Source organism: uncultured Friedmanniella sp., assembly GCF_964244285.1.
Lineage (GTDB): Bacteria > Actinomycetota > Actinomycetes > Propionibacteriales > Propionibacteriaceae > Microlunatus.
Genome location: NZ_CAXTHT010000009.1, coordinates 48042 through 61730 on the forward strand (window position 1 = coordinate 48042; position 13689 = coordinate 61730).

The 13689-nt window shown below is 72.9% G+C and carries 16 protein-coding genes; 5 read left to right on the forward strand and 11 right to left on the reverse strand.

The features are described 5' to 3' along the window. Nucleotides 1-9 precede the first annotated feature (9 nt). The 3 genes from ACFE7W_RS17495 to ACFE7W_RS17505 form a co-directional block, all read right to left on the reverse strand. Nucleotides 10-726 (reverse strand): esterase/lipase family protein, encoded by a 717-nt coding sequence (locus ACFE7W_RS17495; RefSeq protein ID WP_375426107.1) that lies wholly within the window; start codon nt 724-726, stop codon nt 10-12. A 10-nt stretch (nt 727-736) separates the two neighbouring features. Then, entirely contained in the window at nt 737-1564 is an 828-nt protein-coding gene (locus tag ACFE7W_RS17500) for an NlpC/P60 family protein (protein WP_375426108.1), read from the reverse strand. A 254-nt stretch (nt 1565-1818) separates the two neighbouring features. Next, nucleotides 1819-2631, reverse strand: a complete 813-nt coding sequence (locus tag ACFE7W_RS17505) for an SDR family NAD(P)-dependent oxidoreductase (protein WP_375426109.1) — start codon at nt 2629-2631, stop codon at nt 1819-1821. A 106-nt stretch (nt 2632-2737) separates the two neighbouring features. Here ACFE7W_RS17505 and ACFE7W_RS17510 point away from each other — a divergent pair, with 106 nt between their 5' ends. Further along, on the forward strand, nt 2738-3586 hold the full coding sequence (locus ACFE7W_RS17510) for an SMP-30/gluconolactonase/LRE family protein (protein WP_375426110.1): 849 nt from the start codon (nt 2738-2740) through the stop codon (nt 3584-3586). Between the two features lie 19 nt (nt 3587-3605). Here ACFE7W_RS17510 and ACFE7W_RS17515 read toward each other — a convergent pair whose 3' ends face one another. Then, entirely contained in the window at nt 3606-4586 is a 981-nt protein-coding gene (locus tag ACFE7W_RS17515; RefSeq protein ID WP_375426111.1) for an NAD-dependent epimerase/dehydratase family protein, read from the reverse strand. A 29-nt stretch (nt 4587-4615) separates the two neighbouring features. On the opposite strand from ACFE7W_RS17515, the gene ACFE7W_RS17520 reads away from it, so the two are divergent. Then, entirely contained in the window at nt 4616-5995 is a 1380-nt protein-coding gene (locus tag ACFE7W_RS17520; protein WP_375426112.1) for a hypothetical protein, read from the forward strand. Between the two features lie 63 nt (nt 5996-6058). Next, a complete protein-coding gene (locus ACFE7W_RS17525) occupies nt 6059-7279 on the forward strand; it encodes an MFS transporter (protein ID WP_375426113.1) in 1221 nt (406 codons plus the stop codon). On the opposite strand, the gene ACFE7W_RS17530 is transcribed toward ACFE7W_RS17525, so the two are convergent. The 3 genes from ACFE7W_RS17530 to ACFE7W_RS17540 all read right to left on the reverse strand — a co-directional run bounded on the left by ACFE7W_RS17530 (nt 7266) and on the right by ACFE7W_RS17540 (nt 8622). Next, entirely contained in the window at nt 7266-7553 is a 288-nt protein-coding gene (locus ACFE7W_RS17530) for a hypothetical protein (RefSeq protein ID WP_375426114.1), read from the reverse strand. The genes ACFE7W_RS17525 and ACFE7W_RS17530 overlap by 14 nt on opposite strands. Next, on the reverse strand, nt 7554-8123 hold the full coding sequence (locus tag ACFE7W_RS17535) for an NAD-dependent epimerase/dehydratase family protein (RefSeq protein WP_375426115.1): 570 nt from the start codon (nt 8121-8123) through the stop codon (nt 7554-7556). It lies immediately after the preceding gene. 109 nt (nt 8124-8232) lie between these two features. Then, nucleotides 8233-8622, reverse strand: coding sequence for a VOC family protein (locus tag ACFE7W_RS17540; RefSeq protein WP_375426116.1), 390 nt, complete (start codon nt 8620-8622; stop codon nt 8233-8235). A 90-nt stretch (nt 8623-8712) separates the two neighbouring features. Between ACFE7W_RS17540 and ACFE7W_RS17545 the strand changes: the two genes are divergently transcribed. Further along, nucleotides 8713-9183, forward strand: coding sequence for a MarR family winged helix-turn-helix transcriptional regulator (locus ACFE7W_RS17545; protein ID WP_375426117.1), 471 nt, complete (start codon nt 8713-8715; stop codon nt 9181-9183). Nucleotides 9184-9206: 23 nt separating this feature from the next. On the opposite strand, the gene ACFE7W_RS17550 is transcribed toward ACFE7W_RS17545, so the two are convergent. From ACFE7W_RS17550 to ACFE7W_RS17565, 4 genes are read right to left on the reverse strand one after another with little or no spacing between them, the layout of a single operon-like run. Beyond that, nucleotides 9207-9662, reverse strand: a complete 456-nt coding sequence (locus ACFE7W_RS17550) for a hypothetical protein (RefSeq protein ID WP_375426118.1) — start codon at nt 9660-9662, stop codon at nt 9207-9209. Further along, on the reverse strand, nt 9659-10909 hold the full coding sequence (locus tag ACFE7W_RS17555) for a molybdopterin-dependent oxidoreductase (protein WP_375426119.1): 1251 nt from the start codon (nt 10907-10909) through the stop codon (nt 9659-9661). The genes ACFE7W_RS17550 and ACFE7W_RS17555 overlap by 4 nt, the downstream gene beginning before the upstream one ends. 47 nt (nt 10910-10956) lie before the next feature. Continuing rightward, entirely contained in the window at nt 10957-12192 is a 1236-nt protein-coding gene (locus ACFE7W_RS17560) for a sensor histidine kinase (protein WP_375426120.1), read from the reverse strand. Further along, nucleotides 12152-12880, reverse strand: coding sequence for a response regulator transcription factor (locus ACFE7W_RS17565; RefSeq protein WP_375426121.1), 729 nt, complete (start codon nt 12878-12880; stop codon nt 12152-12154). The genes ACFE7W_RS17560 and ACFE7W_RS17565 overlap by 41 nt, the downstream gene beginning before the upstream one ends. A 101-nt stretch (nt 12881-12981) precedes the next feature. On the opposite strand from ACFE7W_RS17565, the gene ACFE7W_RS17570 reads away from it, so the two are divergent. Further along, complete coding sequence (locus ACFE7W_RS17570) at nt 12982-13653, forward strand: glycosyltransferase family 2 protein (RefSeq protein WP_375426122.1); 672 nt, start codon at nt 12982-12984, stop codon at nt 13651-13653. The last annotated feature ends 36 nt before the right edge of the window (nt 13654-13689 follow it).

The window sequence follows — 13689 nt, forward strand, 5'->3', positions numbered from 1 at the left end:
GGCCGCGTCTCAGCCGTTCGGACGAGAGAGCACCTCGTCGATGGTCGCCAGCGTCACCGGGTCGACCAACGGCCGGAAGTGGCCGACCGTCCGCAGCACCACGTTCTCGGCCCCGTCCAGGTGTCCGGTCTCGGGGATGTGCGGGTCGAAGGCGCTGTACAGCGAGGTGATCGAGGCGTTGGCCGCGGCCTGCGCGGCGAGCTCGCGGATCACCCGTCCTCGGGGCGCGAAGACGTGGACGGCCGGCAGCGGCAGGTAGGTGGCCCACCACGAACCGTTGAAGGGGGAGTTGACCGCGACCAGGCGCCGGACCCGACGCCGGGTCGCGGCGTCGGCCAGGGCGTACTTGACGATCAGGCCGCCCTTGCTGTGGGCGATGACGGTGACGTCGCTCAGGTCGAGCCGCTCCAGGTACGCACCGACGACACCGGCCGCCTCCGCGATGGTGCCGGTGTTCCAACCGAGCCCGTCCAGCACGTGCACCGGGTGCCCGGCCCGGTAGAGACGGACCCCGACGGGCTGCAGGAACCGCCAGTTCTCGTACACCCCGGGCACCAGCAGGACCGGTGGGCCCGGCTCGGCCACGGGTGGCGTCAGCAGGTCCTCCGGCGTACCCCTCGCCACTACCGCGCGAGCCAGCCAGGCCGCCACGTAGCCGTAGTCGGTGAGCCAGCCCCACGCCTTCTGCCTCCGCGTGAGCGTCGGCGCCCGGGCCTGGTCGGACACGTGCCGAGGCTCAGACGGGGCGGACGGCGCCCGCGTAGGGCATGTAGCTCATCTTGATGTACTGCACGTTCTTGCCCGGCCGCGGCGCGTGGATGACCATCCCGTTGCCGACGTACATGGCCACGTGGCTGGGGCGAGCACCGTAGAAGAACACCAGGTCGCCCGCGCGCAGCTGGGACTTGGCGATCCGGTGGCCCTGGGCGTACTGCTGCTGGGAGGTCCGGGGCATCGACACCCCGACCGAGCGCCAGGCCGTGAGGACCAGGCCGGAGCAGTCGTAGCTGCTGGGGCCGGTGGCGCCGTAGCGGTAGGGCTTGCCCAGCTGCGACTCGGCGAAGGCGAGGGCCTGGCGACCCTTGGCGGCGCTGGTGGTGGGATAGCTGCCGGAACCGCCGTTCTCCGAGCCGCCGCTGCCGGAGCTGCTGCCGTCCGAGCCTGCCGCGCTGGCCAGGTAGGTGGCGGAGACCCAGCGCAGGTGCCCGCGGTAGCTCGTCTGGGCGAAGCCGTGGCTGAGGCGTCCGGTGAGGGTGATCCTGCTGCCGACGCGAAGGCTGCCGACGACCTTGCGCTCGGCGCCCGGGCCGCTCCGCACGTTGACCGTCTCGGTCACCAGCTTGGTGCCGCCGGTGCTGATCGTGGTGGGGGCGGCGGGCAGGCTGCGTCCCGTCCGGTTGAGGTACTTCGACGCCACGGCGGCCGAGGACCCGCCCAGGTCGACCTTGACCCAGCCGGCCTTCGCCTTGCCGACGACACTGATCCGCTGCCCGCGGGACAGCTCGCCGAGGATGCGGTGGTTGGTCCCCGCGCCCGAGCGGATGTTGACCGTGGTGGTCGCCACCGCGGGAGGTACCGCAAAGGCGCTACCTCCCGAGATCGCGAGGACCACCACACCGGAGACGGCGGCCCCGCACGACGACCGAATAACACGCTTGGAATTCACCACTGTATTCCCATCAACATCACTAATCACTGCAGTCACAGTGGTCACAAAGTAGCGATATCGAATCGTGATAGCAAGGAATTCGCGGGGACGGAATGAGGCTCAGTAATTCCATCAAGGTAATTACCTGAATGTTATTTGGCCGGCCAGGGTCAGATGATGACTGAGGAGTCGCCGCTCTCGGCGTAGTCGTACGCGACCCGGGGCACCTGGGTGGCGAGCTTGCCGCCGCTCACGTCGATCAGGGTGCCGGTGATGTAGGCGGCCTGCTCCGAGGCGAGAAAGCAGATCAGGTTCCCGATGTCGGCGCTGCTGCCCCAGCGGCGCAGGGTCAGCGTGTCGAGCAGCCGGTCCTGCTCGGCCCGCGCGCGTTCGGTGAAGCCGTTGAGTGTGGTCGGCACCATGCCCGGGGCATAGGAGTTGACGGTGATGCCCCACGGGCCCAGCTCCCCGGCCAGCGCGCGGCTGAAGTGGGCGACCGCGGCCTTGGCCGACGCGTACGCCGAGTGGGCCACGCTGGGCACGATCGCGGCGAAGGACGAGGCGTTGATGATCCGGCCCGAACGCTGCGCCTTCATGGTGGGGATGACCGCGCGCGAGGCGAGGAACGTGCCGGTGACGTTGACGTCGTAGCAGCGCCGCCAGGCCTCCTCGCTCAGCAGGTCGACCGGGCTGGTGGCGGTGATGCCGGCGTTGTTGACCAGGATGTCGATGCGGCCGAAGGCGTCCAGCGTCTGCTGGACGGCCGCGTCGAGCTGCTCGGCCGAGGTGACGTCAGCACGCAGCTGCAATGACGGCGGCGTGTCCGAAGCCAGCTGCTCGGTCACGTCCGCCAGGTCGGACTCGTTCACGTCCAGCGCGACCGTCCGGACGCCCTCGGCGGCTAACCGCTGGACCAGGTCGCGTCCGATCCCCCGTCCGCCGCCCGTGACGATGGCCACCTTGCCCTCGAGGTCGATGTGCATGCGAGCCAGTCCACCACCCTCGTTAGCCTCGGATGGTCGGGGGGGCGGACGCTCCCTGAGGACGAGGACCTGGTGACGAAGAGAACCAGGCGACGAGGAGGACGACGTGACGGCAGCAGAGCGGGCGACCGACGTGGTGACCTACCACGGGGAGGGCGCGATCTGGTTCGACGGCGGGCTCCGGCTCGTGGACATGCTGGCCGGAGCGGTGCTGACCCTGGACGAGGCCACGGGCACCGTGACCCGGACCGAGGTCGGCTCACCGGTCGCGGCGTGCGTCCGGCCGCGGGTCTCGGGCGGCTTCGTGGTGGCGACCGAGCGCGAGTTCGTCCTCTTCGGTGCTGACGGCGCTCGGGAGTGGGCGTCGCCGGCGCTCTGGAGCGAGCACACGCGCTTCAACGAAGGCAGCTGCGACCCGCTCGGGCGCTTCCTGTGCGGCTCGATGTCCTACGACGGCGACGAGGGCGCGGGCACCATGTGGCGGCTCGAGCCGGACCGCACCGTGACCCGGCTGTTCGGCGACGTCACGGTCTCGAACGGGCTCGGCTTCAGCGCCGACGGGCTGCGCGCCTTCTACGTCGACACCCCGACCCGACGGGTCGACACCTTCGACGTGGTCGACGGCCAGCTGCGCGACCGGCGGCCGTTCGCCCGGGTGCCCGAGGGCCCCGGCAGTCCGGACGGCCTGACCGTCGACGCGGACGGCGGGGTCTGGGTGGCCCTCTACCGCGGCTCGGCCGTGCACCACTACGACGCCGACGGCGCGCTGACCGACGTGGTCGAGGTCGACGCCACCCAGGTCACCTCGTGCACCCTCGGCGGGCCCGACCTGAGCACCCTCTACATCACCACCTCGCGGGAGGGTCTGGCCGAGAAGGAGCAGCCTGCCGCCGGCTCCATCTTCCGGGCCGACGTCGGCGGCCGCGGCCTGGCGACGCTGCCCTGCACCCTGTGACTCTCGTGCCCTGAGCCTGTCAGGGCGCGGCTAGCTCGGCCAGGCTGCTCAGCGGACGCACGGCCCGCCAACCGAGCACCCGCTCGGCCGCGCGGCAGTCGGCGGTGATGTGGCGGACGTCGCCGAGACGGTACTGAGCCGTCACCACCGGCGGCGGCCCGCCGAGCAGCCGGCTCATCTCCGCCGCCATGCCGCCGATGGTCGTCACGTCCGGCGAGCCGACGTTGAGCGGGGTCACCCCGGGTGGGAGCTCGACGGCCAGCGCCGCGGCCACCGCCCCGGCCACGTCCGCCACGTGCACGAAGTTGCGGCGCTGCCGGCCGTCCTCGTAGACCCGCGGGGCCTCGCCCCGGGCGAGGGTGCTGGCGAAGAGGGAGGCCACGCCGGCGTACGGGGTGTCCCGCGGCATCCCCGGTCCGTAGACGTTGTGGAACCGCAGGGCCGCGACGGCGCCACCCGTCTCGCGGCACCACGCGGCGGCGAGGTGCTCGCCGTGCACCTTGGTCGCGGCGTAGACGTTGCGCGGGTCGAGCGCCGCGTCCTCGGGCACCAGCCCGGGCACCAGATCCGCACCGCAGCGCGGGCACAGGGGGTCGAAGCGGCCGGCGTCCAGGTCGGCCGGCTGCCGCGGTGGGGGTGAGATGGGCCCATGCTGCGGGCAGGCGTACGCGCCCTCGCCGTAGACCACCATCGAGGACGCGAACACCACCCGCGGCATCCGGGCAGCCGCCGCAGCCCGCAGCACCACGGCCGTCCCCAGGTCGTTCTGCCGGACGTAGTCGTCGATGTCGTCGATGTCCTGGCCCAGCCCGACCTTGGCGGCCAGGTGCACCAGCCCGTCGGCCCCCTCGAGCGCGGCGGCCACCCGGGCTTGGTCGATGACGTCGTCGCGGACGTCCGCGGCCACGTCGAAGACCACCGGCTCGTCACCCTGCTCGGCCAGCTTCGCGACCACGTGCCGTCCGATGAAGCCCGCCCCGCCGGTCACCAGCACCCTCATCGACGGCTCACGTGGACGAGGATAGGGAGGTGGCCACGCTGTCGGACGACCCGGGCCAGACGTGGCGCCACGGCGACCCGCTGGCCCTGGCCGGGGCGCTGGCCCTGATCGCCGTCGCGGCCGTGGTCGGTCGGGTGCTCCTGGACCGGGGCGAGCCGATCGTGCTGCCCACGCCGCCGCTGCTCGCCGCCTGGCACCCGCACGTCGGGGCCGGCACATCGCTGGCGCTGCTCTGCGTCCTCGTCGGGGTCCGGCTGCAACGGGCGGCCGCCCGGCTGCCGTGGCGTCGGCTGCTGCTCAGCGGCTGGCTGCTCGCCCTGTCCTGGCTGTGCTCGCTGGCCCTGGTCGACGGCTTCCGCCGCGGCTGGACGGCGATCCTGCTCGACCCCAACGAGTACCTGCACGACCTCCCGCGGATCCACGACCCGGCGACCTTCCTGCGGACGTTCACCCACTACATCGCCTTCGGCGACGGAGTCACGGGCGACCAGGTCTGGACCACCCACGTGGCCGGGCACCCGCCACTCGCCACGCTGGTCTTCTGGACGCTGGACCGGGTCGGCCTCGGTGGCGGCTTCTGGGCGGGGGCGACCTGCATCCTGGTGGCCTCGACGGCCGCGGTGGCGATGCCGGTGACCCTGCGCGAGCTCGGCGCTCCGGACGGGGCACGACGGCTCATCCCCTTCGCAGCGCTGTTCCCCGGGGCGGTCTGGATGGGGGTGTCCGCGGACGGCCTGTTCGCCGGGGTCGCGGCCAGCGGGCTGTCGCTGGTCTGCCTCGGCGCAGCCCGCCGCCGGTTCACCGTCGCGCTGGCCGGCGGGGTGCTGCTGGGAGCCGCGGTGTTCCTCAGCTACGGCCTGGTCCTGTTCGGTCTGGTGGTGCTGGCCGCGTTCGGGCTGACCGTCCGCCGGCACGGCTGGCGCGCCGTGCTCACGCCCTGGCTGGTCGCCGCCGGGGGTGCGGCCGCCGTCGCCGTCGCCCACCTGGCGCTCGGCTTCAACTGGTTCACGGGGCTGTCAGTGCTGCGCGTCCGCTACTACCAGGGCATCGCCTCCCAGCGGCCGTTCTCCTACTTCGTCTACGCCAACCCGGCCGCCTGGCTGGTGGCGAGCTCGCCCCTGCTCGCCGTGGGTGCGGTCCGCGCGGTCGCCGTGCTGACGGGGGGACGACGCCCGCCCTGGAGCCAGGACCGGGTGGTGGCGGTCCTCGCGCTGGCCGGCGTCGCGGCCGCGGCGGGCGCGGACGCCTCCGCCCTCTCGAAGGCCGAGACCGAACGGATCTGGCTCAGCTTCGGGGTGGCCGCCTACGCCGGGCTGGCGCTGCTGCGTGGCCGGGCCGCGACCTGGGCCCTCGTCGGTGCGGCCGGGTGGGCCCTGGCCGTCAACCACCTGCTCTACACCGGCTGGTAGCCCGAACCGCTGACGGGTTAGCACTCTCTATGGCAGAGTGCTAACTCAGAGAGGAGCGGGTGGATGACCACGTTGACGCTCGGCGCCTCGTACCGGCGGTTGTGGTCGGCCACGCTGCTGTCGAACCTGGGGGACGGCATCCGGGCGGCGGCGTTCCCGCTGCTCGCGGTGACCCTGACCCGCGACCCGGTACTCATCGCCGCGGTGGCCGTCGCCACCCAGCTCCCCGGTCTCCTCCTGGGACTGCCGGCGGGCTCGCTGGCCGACCGGTTCGACCGCCGACGGATCGTGGTCGCCGCCGACGCCGTCCGCCTCGTCGTCCTGCTCGGGCTGGTCGGCCTGATCGCCGGCGGCGGGACGACGATGGGCATCCTGCTCGCCGTGGTCTTCGTGTCCGGGGCCACCGACGTCGTCCGCAACACGGCCGCCAGCACCTTCGTGCCGTCGCTGGTGGCCCTCGACCAGCTGGACCGGGCCAACGGGCGGCTGGTCGTCGCCGAGATCGCCGGCAACGAGTTCGTCGGACCGCCGCTGGGCGGCTACCTGTTCGGCGTGGCCCTCGTCCTGCCCTTCGCGGTCAACGGCGGCACGCTGGCCATCGCGGTCGCCCTGGTCGTCAGCATCCCCGCCACCCTGACGAGCGCCGCGACCGGACCGCGGCCCACCCGTCAGCAGTCCCAGATCCGGGTGGGCCTGCACTGGCTGCGTCAGCACCGCAGCTTCTGGCCGGTGCCCGCGACCAGCGCCGCCCTGGCCATGACCGACAGCGCGTGGTTCACGCTGCTCGTGCTCTACCTCGAGGAGGTCCTCCACCTGAGCTCGGCCTGGTACGGGATCCTGCTCGCCGTCGGCGCCGTCGGAGGCCTGGGTGGCGGGATCCTCGCCGCCACGCTCACCCGGAGGGTCGGGGCCAAGAGCACCACCTTGATCTGCCTGGTCCTCGCTGCCCTCGGGCAGCTGGCCCTGGGCACCACCAGCTCCGTGGTCGCCACGACCGCCGTCCTCGGCACCAGCAGCATGGCCTTCGCGATCTGGACGGTGCAGGCGCGCACGATCATCCAGCGCGCCGTGCCCTCGGCCCTGCTGGGACGGGTGATCAGCGTCAACCGCGTCATCATCACCGCGGGCTCGCTCCTCGGGGCGGGGCTCGGTGGCGTCGTCGCGAGCCACCTCGGGCTGCACGCCCCGTTCCTGCTGGGCCTGCCCGTCCTGGTCGTCGCCGGGGTCCTCGTCGCGGCCAGCCGCACGGCCTTCGCCGCGGTCCGTCCCCTCAGCGAGGGCTGAGCGCGTCCCGCCACGAGTAGCTGGGCGTCCACCCGAACAGCGCCTGCATCCTGGCGCAGTCGAAGGCGGACCGGGAGTCGTCGTGGTCGGCGTCGAACCGGTCGTAGCCGTCGTAATACCGCGCCATCAGCTCGCGGAGGCCGCGCTGGGCCCGGGTGTCGGCGGCCGCGATCAGGCACACCTCATGACCGGTGCTCGAACCCTCGAGGGCGGCACGGTAGGCGGTGCCGACGTCGCGGGCGTCGATGTAGCTCCAGAAGTTCGAGCTGCTCATCTACAGGTCGTCCCACTCGGCCCGGAACCGTTCGTAGCCGTCCGGGTCGATGACGTTGTTGATCCGCAGCCCCACCCAGGCGGTGCCGGGGTGGGCGAGGACGAGGGAGTCGACGATCACCTCGCTGAGGTACTTGCTGAGCGCGTACGCGTTGGGCGAGGGGCGGCGCTCGCTCTCGTCGAAGGGGATCCGGTCCGGCACGACCCCGTCGGTCAGCAGTCCGGTCGCCATCTCGCTGGAGGCGTAGACGACCCGGCCGACCCCCAGGTCACCCGCGGCCTGCAGCACGTTGTGGGCGCTGACCACGTTGTTCCCGAAGACGTCGATCCGGGCCTGACCGGTGGGCGACGGGTTGGCTGCGAGGTGGGCGATCCCGTCGGGGCGGATCTGGGCGAGGACGTCGTAGACCTGGCCCGCACTGGTCAGGTCGGCCCGGCAGAACTCTCCCGGCAGCTCCAGGTCGGGACGGGCCGTGAGGTCGACGTTGACGACGTCGTGCCCGGCCGCTGCCAGGTCACGCACGACCCAACGCCCGGCCCGGCCGTTGCCCCCGGTGACGACCACCTTCATGTGCGTGCCCCATCCCTCGTCTGCGCCAGAACTCCACCACGAGCCTGACATGAGGTTCCCGAGCAGCACACGAAGGGCCCCCTCGGTCCCAGGTGCATCACCCCGGGGGTTACCAGGCCGACGGACTGGACAGCTCGACCAGACAGCCGTTGAGGTCGCGGAGGTAGCCCAGCGTCTGCCCCCAGGGCTTCTCCACGAGTGGCACCTCGGCGACGGCCCCGGCGGCCACCGCCCGCTCATAGGCAGCGGCCACGTCGTCGGCCACGAACGCCAGCTGCGAAGCCGCCGCCTGCTCCGAGCTGCGGTTCGCGCGGACCGACACCCCGGTGGCCACCGCCGCTCGCTCGTCGGCGAACTGCAGAGTCGTCTCACCGGTGCTCATCATCGCGAACTGCTGGGTGTCGTCCATCATCTGCACGGTGAGCCCGAAGGCCCGCTCGTAAAATGCCACCGTCGCCGGCACGTCCTGGACCCAGATCATGACGCCGTCAAGCCTCATCGTTCTCCTCCTCGGACCGGTGCCGGTTGCGCTGGGGTGACTACCGTACTTCGGCACTTACAATGTATCAAGCGGTTGATAGGAGACTTCGTGGCTGGACCCGACTGGGCGACCGCCGACCGGCTGATCTACCAGCTGCAGCGGTGCTTCGCCGCCGTTGAAGGCCGCAAGGCCGAGCTCCTGGCGGAGGTCGAGCTGCTGCCCTCGCACTACGCGCTGATGATGAACGTGCGCGCCCACCCCGGCATCATCGGGTCGGAACTGGCACGGCTGCTCGGCGTCACCCCGCAGAACGTCACCGGTCTCGTCGCCAAGCTGCTCGCGCGCCAGCTGCTGGAGCGTCGTCCTCACGAGCGGCACCCGAACCTCCTCGAGCTGCGCCTCACCGACCAGGGCACGACGCTGCTCAAGCGGGCCGACACGCTCGTGGCCGCCCTCGAGGAGCAGGCCGTGACCAGCCTCGGGACGGTACAGACCCGCGCCCTGAAGTCGAACCTCGAGCAGCTCCGGGCGGCAGTCGCCGAGCACCCCACGCAGAGCCAGGTCCCGGCCGCCCGCTGACCGGGGTTCCCCGGATCCCGGGGTCAGGTGGCTCGACGCCTCGGAACCCGGCGGCCCAGCACCAACAGGACACCGACCGCGAGGGCCAGAGCCACCAGTCCCACGACCAGACCGACCAGCGGGTCGGCCGCGAGGACCGTGGAGTTCTGCCGCACCCCCCGCGCTCCGACGAGCGCCCCGGTGATCAGCAGCACGCAGAAGCCGCCGATCAGGGCGGCCCGGCCCACCGCACGGGTCCGGGGCGCGGCGTGCCGCAGCGCCAACCAGCCGAGGACCACCTCGAGCGGGGCGAGCACGGCGTCGTGCAGCACGATCCCGAGCACGAACCAGCGCGCCACCGGCCACAGCTGGCCGAGCGGGTAGCGGCTGACCAGGGCGTACACCCCGTACAGCCCTGCGAGCACCCCGAGCGTGCCGAGCAGCAGCCGCAGCGATAGCGGGACGCCGTCCGAGGCGGGGACGGACGGTTCGGCGGTCACGGCAGCAGCCCGTCGATCCGCTGCACCCACTTGGTCTGCAGCACCCCCGGTCGGTTCGGCGCGATGATCCGGGCCGGGTAGCCGTGGTCGACCTCGAGCACCTCACCGTTGAGCCGGGTGGCCAGCAGGGTGTCCTCGTGGTCGGCGAAGGCCGGCGGCAGGGTCGAGACGCTGTAGCTCGAGCCCTGCTCCAGCGAGGTCACCCGGGCCGCCCAGCCGCCGGCGCCGCCGACCAGGGCCAGCAGGTCGCGGACCCGGACACCCGTCCAGCTGGCCATCACGCTCCAGCCCTCGACGCAGGCGATGGGCAGCCGGACGGTGGTGGCCGGCAGGGCGAGGAGGTCGGCCAGCGTGAGCGTCCGGACCGCCCCGGTGGGTCCGGTCAGGGTGAGCGTCCAGGTGGTGTCGGCGTCGGCGACGAGGCTGGTGACCTTGGCCATCGCCGCGGTCTTGTTGATCGGCACCCCCTGCCGGTTGGCCTGGCCTGGCTGCCGCGGCGCCAGCAGCGCCAGCCGGCTCAGCGGGGTGAACGACTGGCCCACGGTGAGCAGGCCGAGCACCCCGCTGACGGTGAGGACGCCGCGCACGAAGGTCCGGCGCTCCACCTCTGCTCCCCGAGCTCGTCGAAGGGTGAAGACGGGCCCGTCGACAGGCTCAGGGATCGGGGAGACCGGCTCCGGGAGCAGGGATGCCTCGGCCTGTCCGGCCCGGGTGAGGTGGCGCCGGATGATGGGCAGCTTGACCGCCACGTGCACCAGCAGCGCTCCGGCCATCACCCAGGCCAAGGCGTAGTGGACGGGCACGAAGAGAAAGCCGAAGACGTACCACTGGTTGATGTTCAACAGTCCGGTGGACAGCTCGAAGAAGGCCGCGCCCACCAGGACGCCGATCGAGGCCCGTTCGAGCATCACCGGCAGCCCGTCCAGGCTGGGCCTGGGCAGCACCGGGCGGACGAAGAGCCGCGGGTAGGCCGCGAACACCTTGCCCAGCAGCAGCGGGATCGCGGCGATGCCGCTGGCCACGTGCAGGCCCTGGGTCAGCCGGTAGCCCCAGCTCGGCCAGGGCACCAGCCCGATGCCGGTCGCGCTCTGGGCGTTGTGGCTGATCAGTCCGGTCACGAAGCAGATCGCGATGGCGATCCCGAGCCAGCGTCCGATCCGCGCCACGACGGCGGTGTCGTGGACCGGCGAGCCGAAGTCGTCCGGACGCGGTCCACGCAGCCGGAGGAGCGTGCCGAGGAGACTCACAGGTCTGACCCTAGGGAGATCGCGCTCCGGCGTCTGCGCCTGGACGCTTACCGATCGCGAACGGCACGCCCGCCCTGACGGTCGGCGTCCGGGGCGTCGGGTGGGGGCAGCTGCACCTCGAAGCGGCAGCCGCCGTCGACGTTGCGGACCCTGATCGAGCCGGCGTGGGACTCCACCACGCTGCGGGTGATGGCCAGCCCCAGGCCCGCGCCGCCGTCGTCGCCGCTGCGGGACGGCGTCCCGCGCCAGCCGGTGTCGAAGACCCGGCCGAGGTGGGCGGCGGGGATGCCGCCGCAGCCGTCGACCACGGCCACCTGGACGTGGCCGTCCACCGAGCGGGCTGCCTCCAGCCGGACGACAAGGCCGGGCTCGGTGTGCCGGACGGCGTTGGCCACCAGGTTGGCCAGCGCCCGGGCCAGGTCGTCGGAGGACCCCAGCACGGCCAGCCGGTCCTCAGCGGGTAGGTCGACCTCGAGCCGGACCGCCGCGGCCGCGGCGGTCGGCGCCAGCTCGGAGGCCACGTCGGCGAGCAGCTCGGTCAGCGACACCAACGCGGCCGCCCGCGCGGGCTGGGCGCCCTGGACGCGGGACAACGCGAACAGGTCGTCGACCAGGCCCGACATCCGCCCGACCGTCGTCCGCAGGTGGGACAGCGCCCGCGGGACGTCGGCGATCATCCCGTCCTCGAGCGCCTCGGCCAGCGCCCGCAGCCCCGACAGCGGCGTCCTCAGGTCGTGGGACATGAACGCGACCAGCTCGCGACGCGCGTCCTCGGCGGCACGCTCGCGGGCCCGCGAGACGGCGAGGGTCTGGCGGGTCTCGGCCAGCTCCTCGATCAGCTGGGTCAGCTCGTGCGGACCGGCGTCCTCACGCGACGGGTTCGCGGCCGGCGCCGCGGTCGCGACCCGACCCTTCGCCGCACTGTCGGCCACCAGCTGGCTGAGACCCCGCCCGACCGCCCGCGACGCCGCCGTGATCCGCCGCGTCACCCACCAGGCGCCGCCGACGGCGAGGATCAACGAGGTGGCCAGCCCGATCAGGATCACGCCCGCGTCGTGCGGGGAGAGGAACATGTAGCCGACGTTCACCAGCGCGGCGGTGACCACCGCCAGCACCGGCAGCAGGGTGGCGACCATCAGCAGGAAGCGGGTCGAGCGGCGCCGCCCCGTGTGCAGCAGCGCCGCGCCGACGAGTCCGACGGCCAGGCAGCTGGCCAGGCTCAGGCCGACGATGACGACCAGGTCACCCATCTCCAGCCCCCGGCTCGTCCGTCCCGAGCTCATCGACCCGGGCCATCCGGTAGCCGGCTCGCCCGACCGTCCGCACCAGGTCGGGTGAGGAAGGGTCGCGCTCGATCTTCTCCCGCAGCCGCCGGACGTGGACCGTCACCGTGGACGTGTCGCCGAAGTCCCAGCCCCAGACCCGGCGCAGCAGCTCGGTCTTGCTGAAGGTCTGGCCGCGGTGCTGGGCCAGGAAGGCGACCAGGTCGAGCTCGCGCATGGTCAGCGGCACGAGCCGGGTGCCGTCCCACAGCTCCCGGGCGGCGAGATCCAGGGTCAGCCGGCCGAGGTGGACCGACGGCAGCGGGTCCGTCGTGGCCAGCCGTTCGCTGCGCCGGAGCAGCGCCTCGACCCGGAGCACCATCTCCCGCGGCGAGAACGGCTTGACCACGTAGTCGTCGGCGCCGGTCTCGAAGCCGACCAGCCGGTCCTCTTCCTCACCGGCCGCGGAGAGGACGATCACCGGCGCGCTACCGCCGTCGCGCCGGTGCCGGCGCAACAGCTCCAGGCCGGAGAGGCCGGGCAGCATCAGGTCCAGCACCACCAGGTCCGGCCGCGCCCGCGGCCACGCGAGCGCCGCCTCGCTGCCGTCGGCACACCACTCCACGTCGTGGCCTGCCCGGCGCAGGTAGGCCAGCAGCACCTCGGCGATCACGTGGTCGTCCTCCACGACCAGGATCCGGGCAGCCACGCCTGCACTCTAGGACGGCCGGACCGGGCCGGGCACCAGCCGTAAGCGAACCGAAAGCGACCCCCGCGCCCTCGCCGGCTCGCGCTGGTTACGGTCGACGGGTGAGCGAGGACCTGGCCGGAGCGCCGTGCGACGTGGTGCTGCCCTGCCTGGACGAGGCCGAGGCGCTGCCGTGGGTGCTGGGCCGGCTGCCGGAGGGCTACCGCGCACTGGTGGTGGACAACGGGTCTCGCGACGGCTCGCCGGAGATCGCGACCCGACTGGGCGCCACCGTGGTCCGGGCGAGCCAGCGGGGGTACGGGGCCGCCTGCCACGCCGGGCTGCTGGCGGCCACGGCGCCGCTCGTGGCGGTGATGGACGCCGACGCCAGCCTCGACCCGCAGCAGCTCCCGACGCTGCTGGCTCCCCTGCGCGCCGGGACGGCGGACCTGGTCGTGGGCGCCCGACGGCTGGTCAGCCGCGACGCCCAGCCGTGGTCGCTGCGGCTGGCCAACGTCGAGGTCGCCCGTCGGGTCCGACGACGGACGGGGGTGGACCTCCGCGATGTCGGCCCGATGCGAGCCGCGCTCCGGCTGCCGCTGCTGGCTCTGGGCCTGGAGGACCGCCGCTCCGGCTACCCCGTCGAGACGGTGGTCCGCGCCGCCGACGCCGGCTGGCGGGTCCTGGGCCAGGAGGTCGACTACCTCCCCCGCCGCGGCCGCTCCAAGGTGACGGGCACGCCGCTGGGGGCCTGGAGGGCCGTGCGGGACATGAGTGCGGTGCTGGCGCGGTGACGCCCGGCGATCGTGCCGACACCGTGGTGGTGCTGG

What these genes read in the sequence shown, in the direction of transcription:
- ACFE7W_RS17505 (WP_375426109.1), bottom strand. Translation starts at nt 2,631, where the DNA reads ATGCACATCGACCTCGAGGGCAAGGTGGCCATCGTCACGGGCGGCGGA.
- ACFE7W_RS17515 (WP_375426111.1), bottom strand. Translation starts at nt 4,586, where the DNA reads ATGAGGGTGCTGGTGACCGGCGGGGCGGGCTTCATCGGACGGCACGTG.
- ACFE7W_RS17525 (WP_375426113.1), top strand. Translation starts at nt 6,059, where the DNA reads ATGACCACGTTGACGCTCGGCGCCTCGTACCGGCGGTTGTGGTCGGCC.
- ACFE7W_RS17530 (WP_375426114.1), bottom strand. Translation starts at nt 7,553, where the DNA reads ATGAGCAGCTCGAACTTCTGGAGCTACATCGACGCCCGCGACGTCGGC.
- ACFE7W_RS17535 (WP_375426115.1), bottom strand. Translation starts at nt 8,123, where the DNA reads ATGAAGGTGGTCGTCACCGGGGGCAACGGCCGGGCCGGGCGTTGGGTC.
- ACFE7W_RS17540 (WP_375426116.1), bottom strand. Translation starts at nt 8,622, where the DNA reads ATGAGGCTTGACGGCGTCATGATCTGGGTCCAGGACGTGCCGGCGACG.
- ACFE7W_RS17560 (WP_375426120.1), bottom strand. Translation starts at nt 12,192, where the DNA reads ATGAGCTCGGGACGGACGAGCCGGGGGCTGGAGATGGGTGACCTGGTC.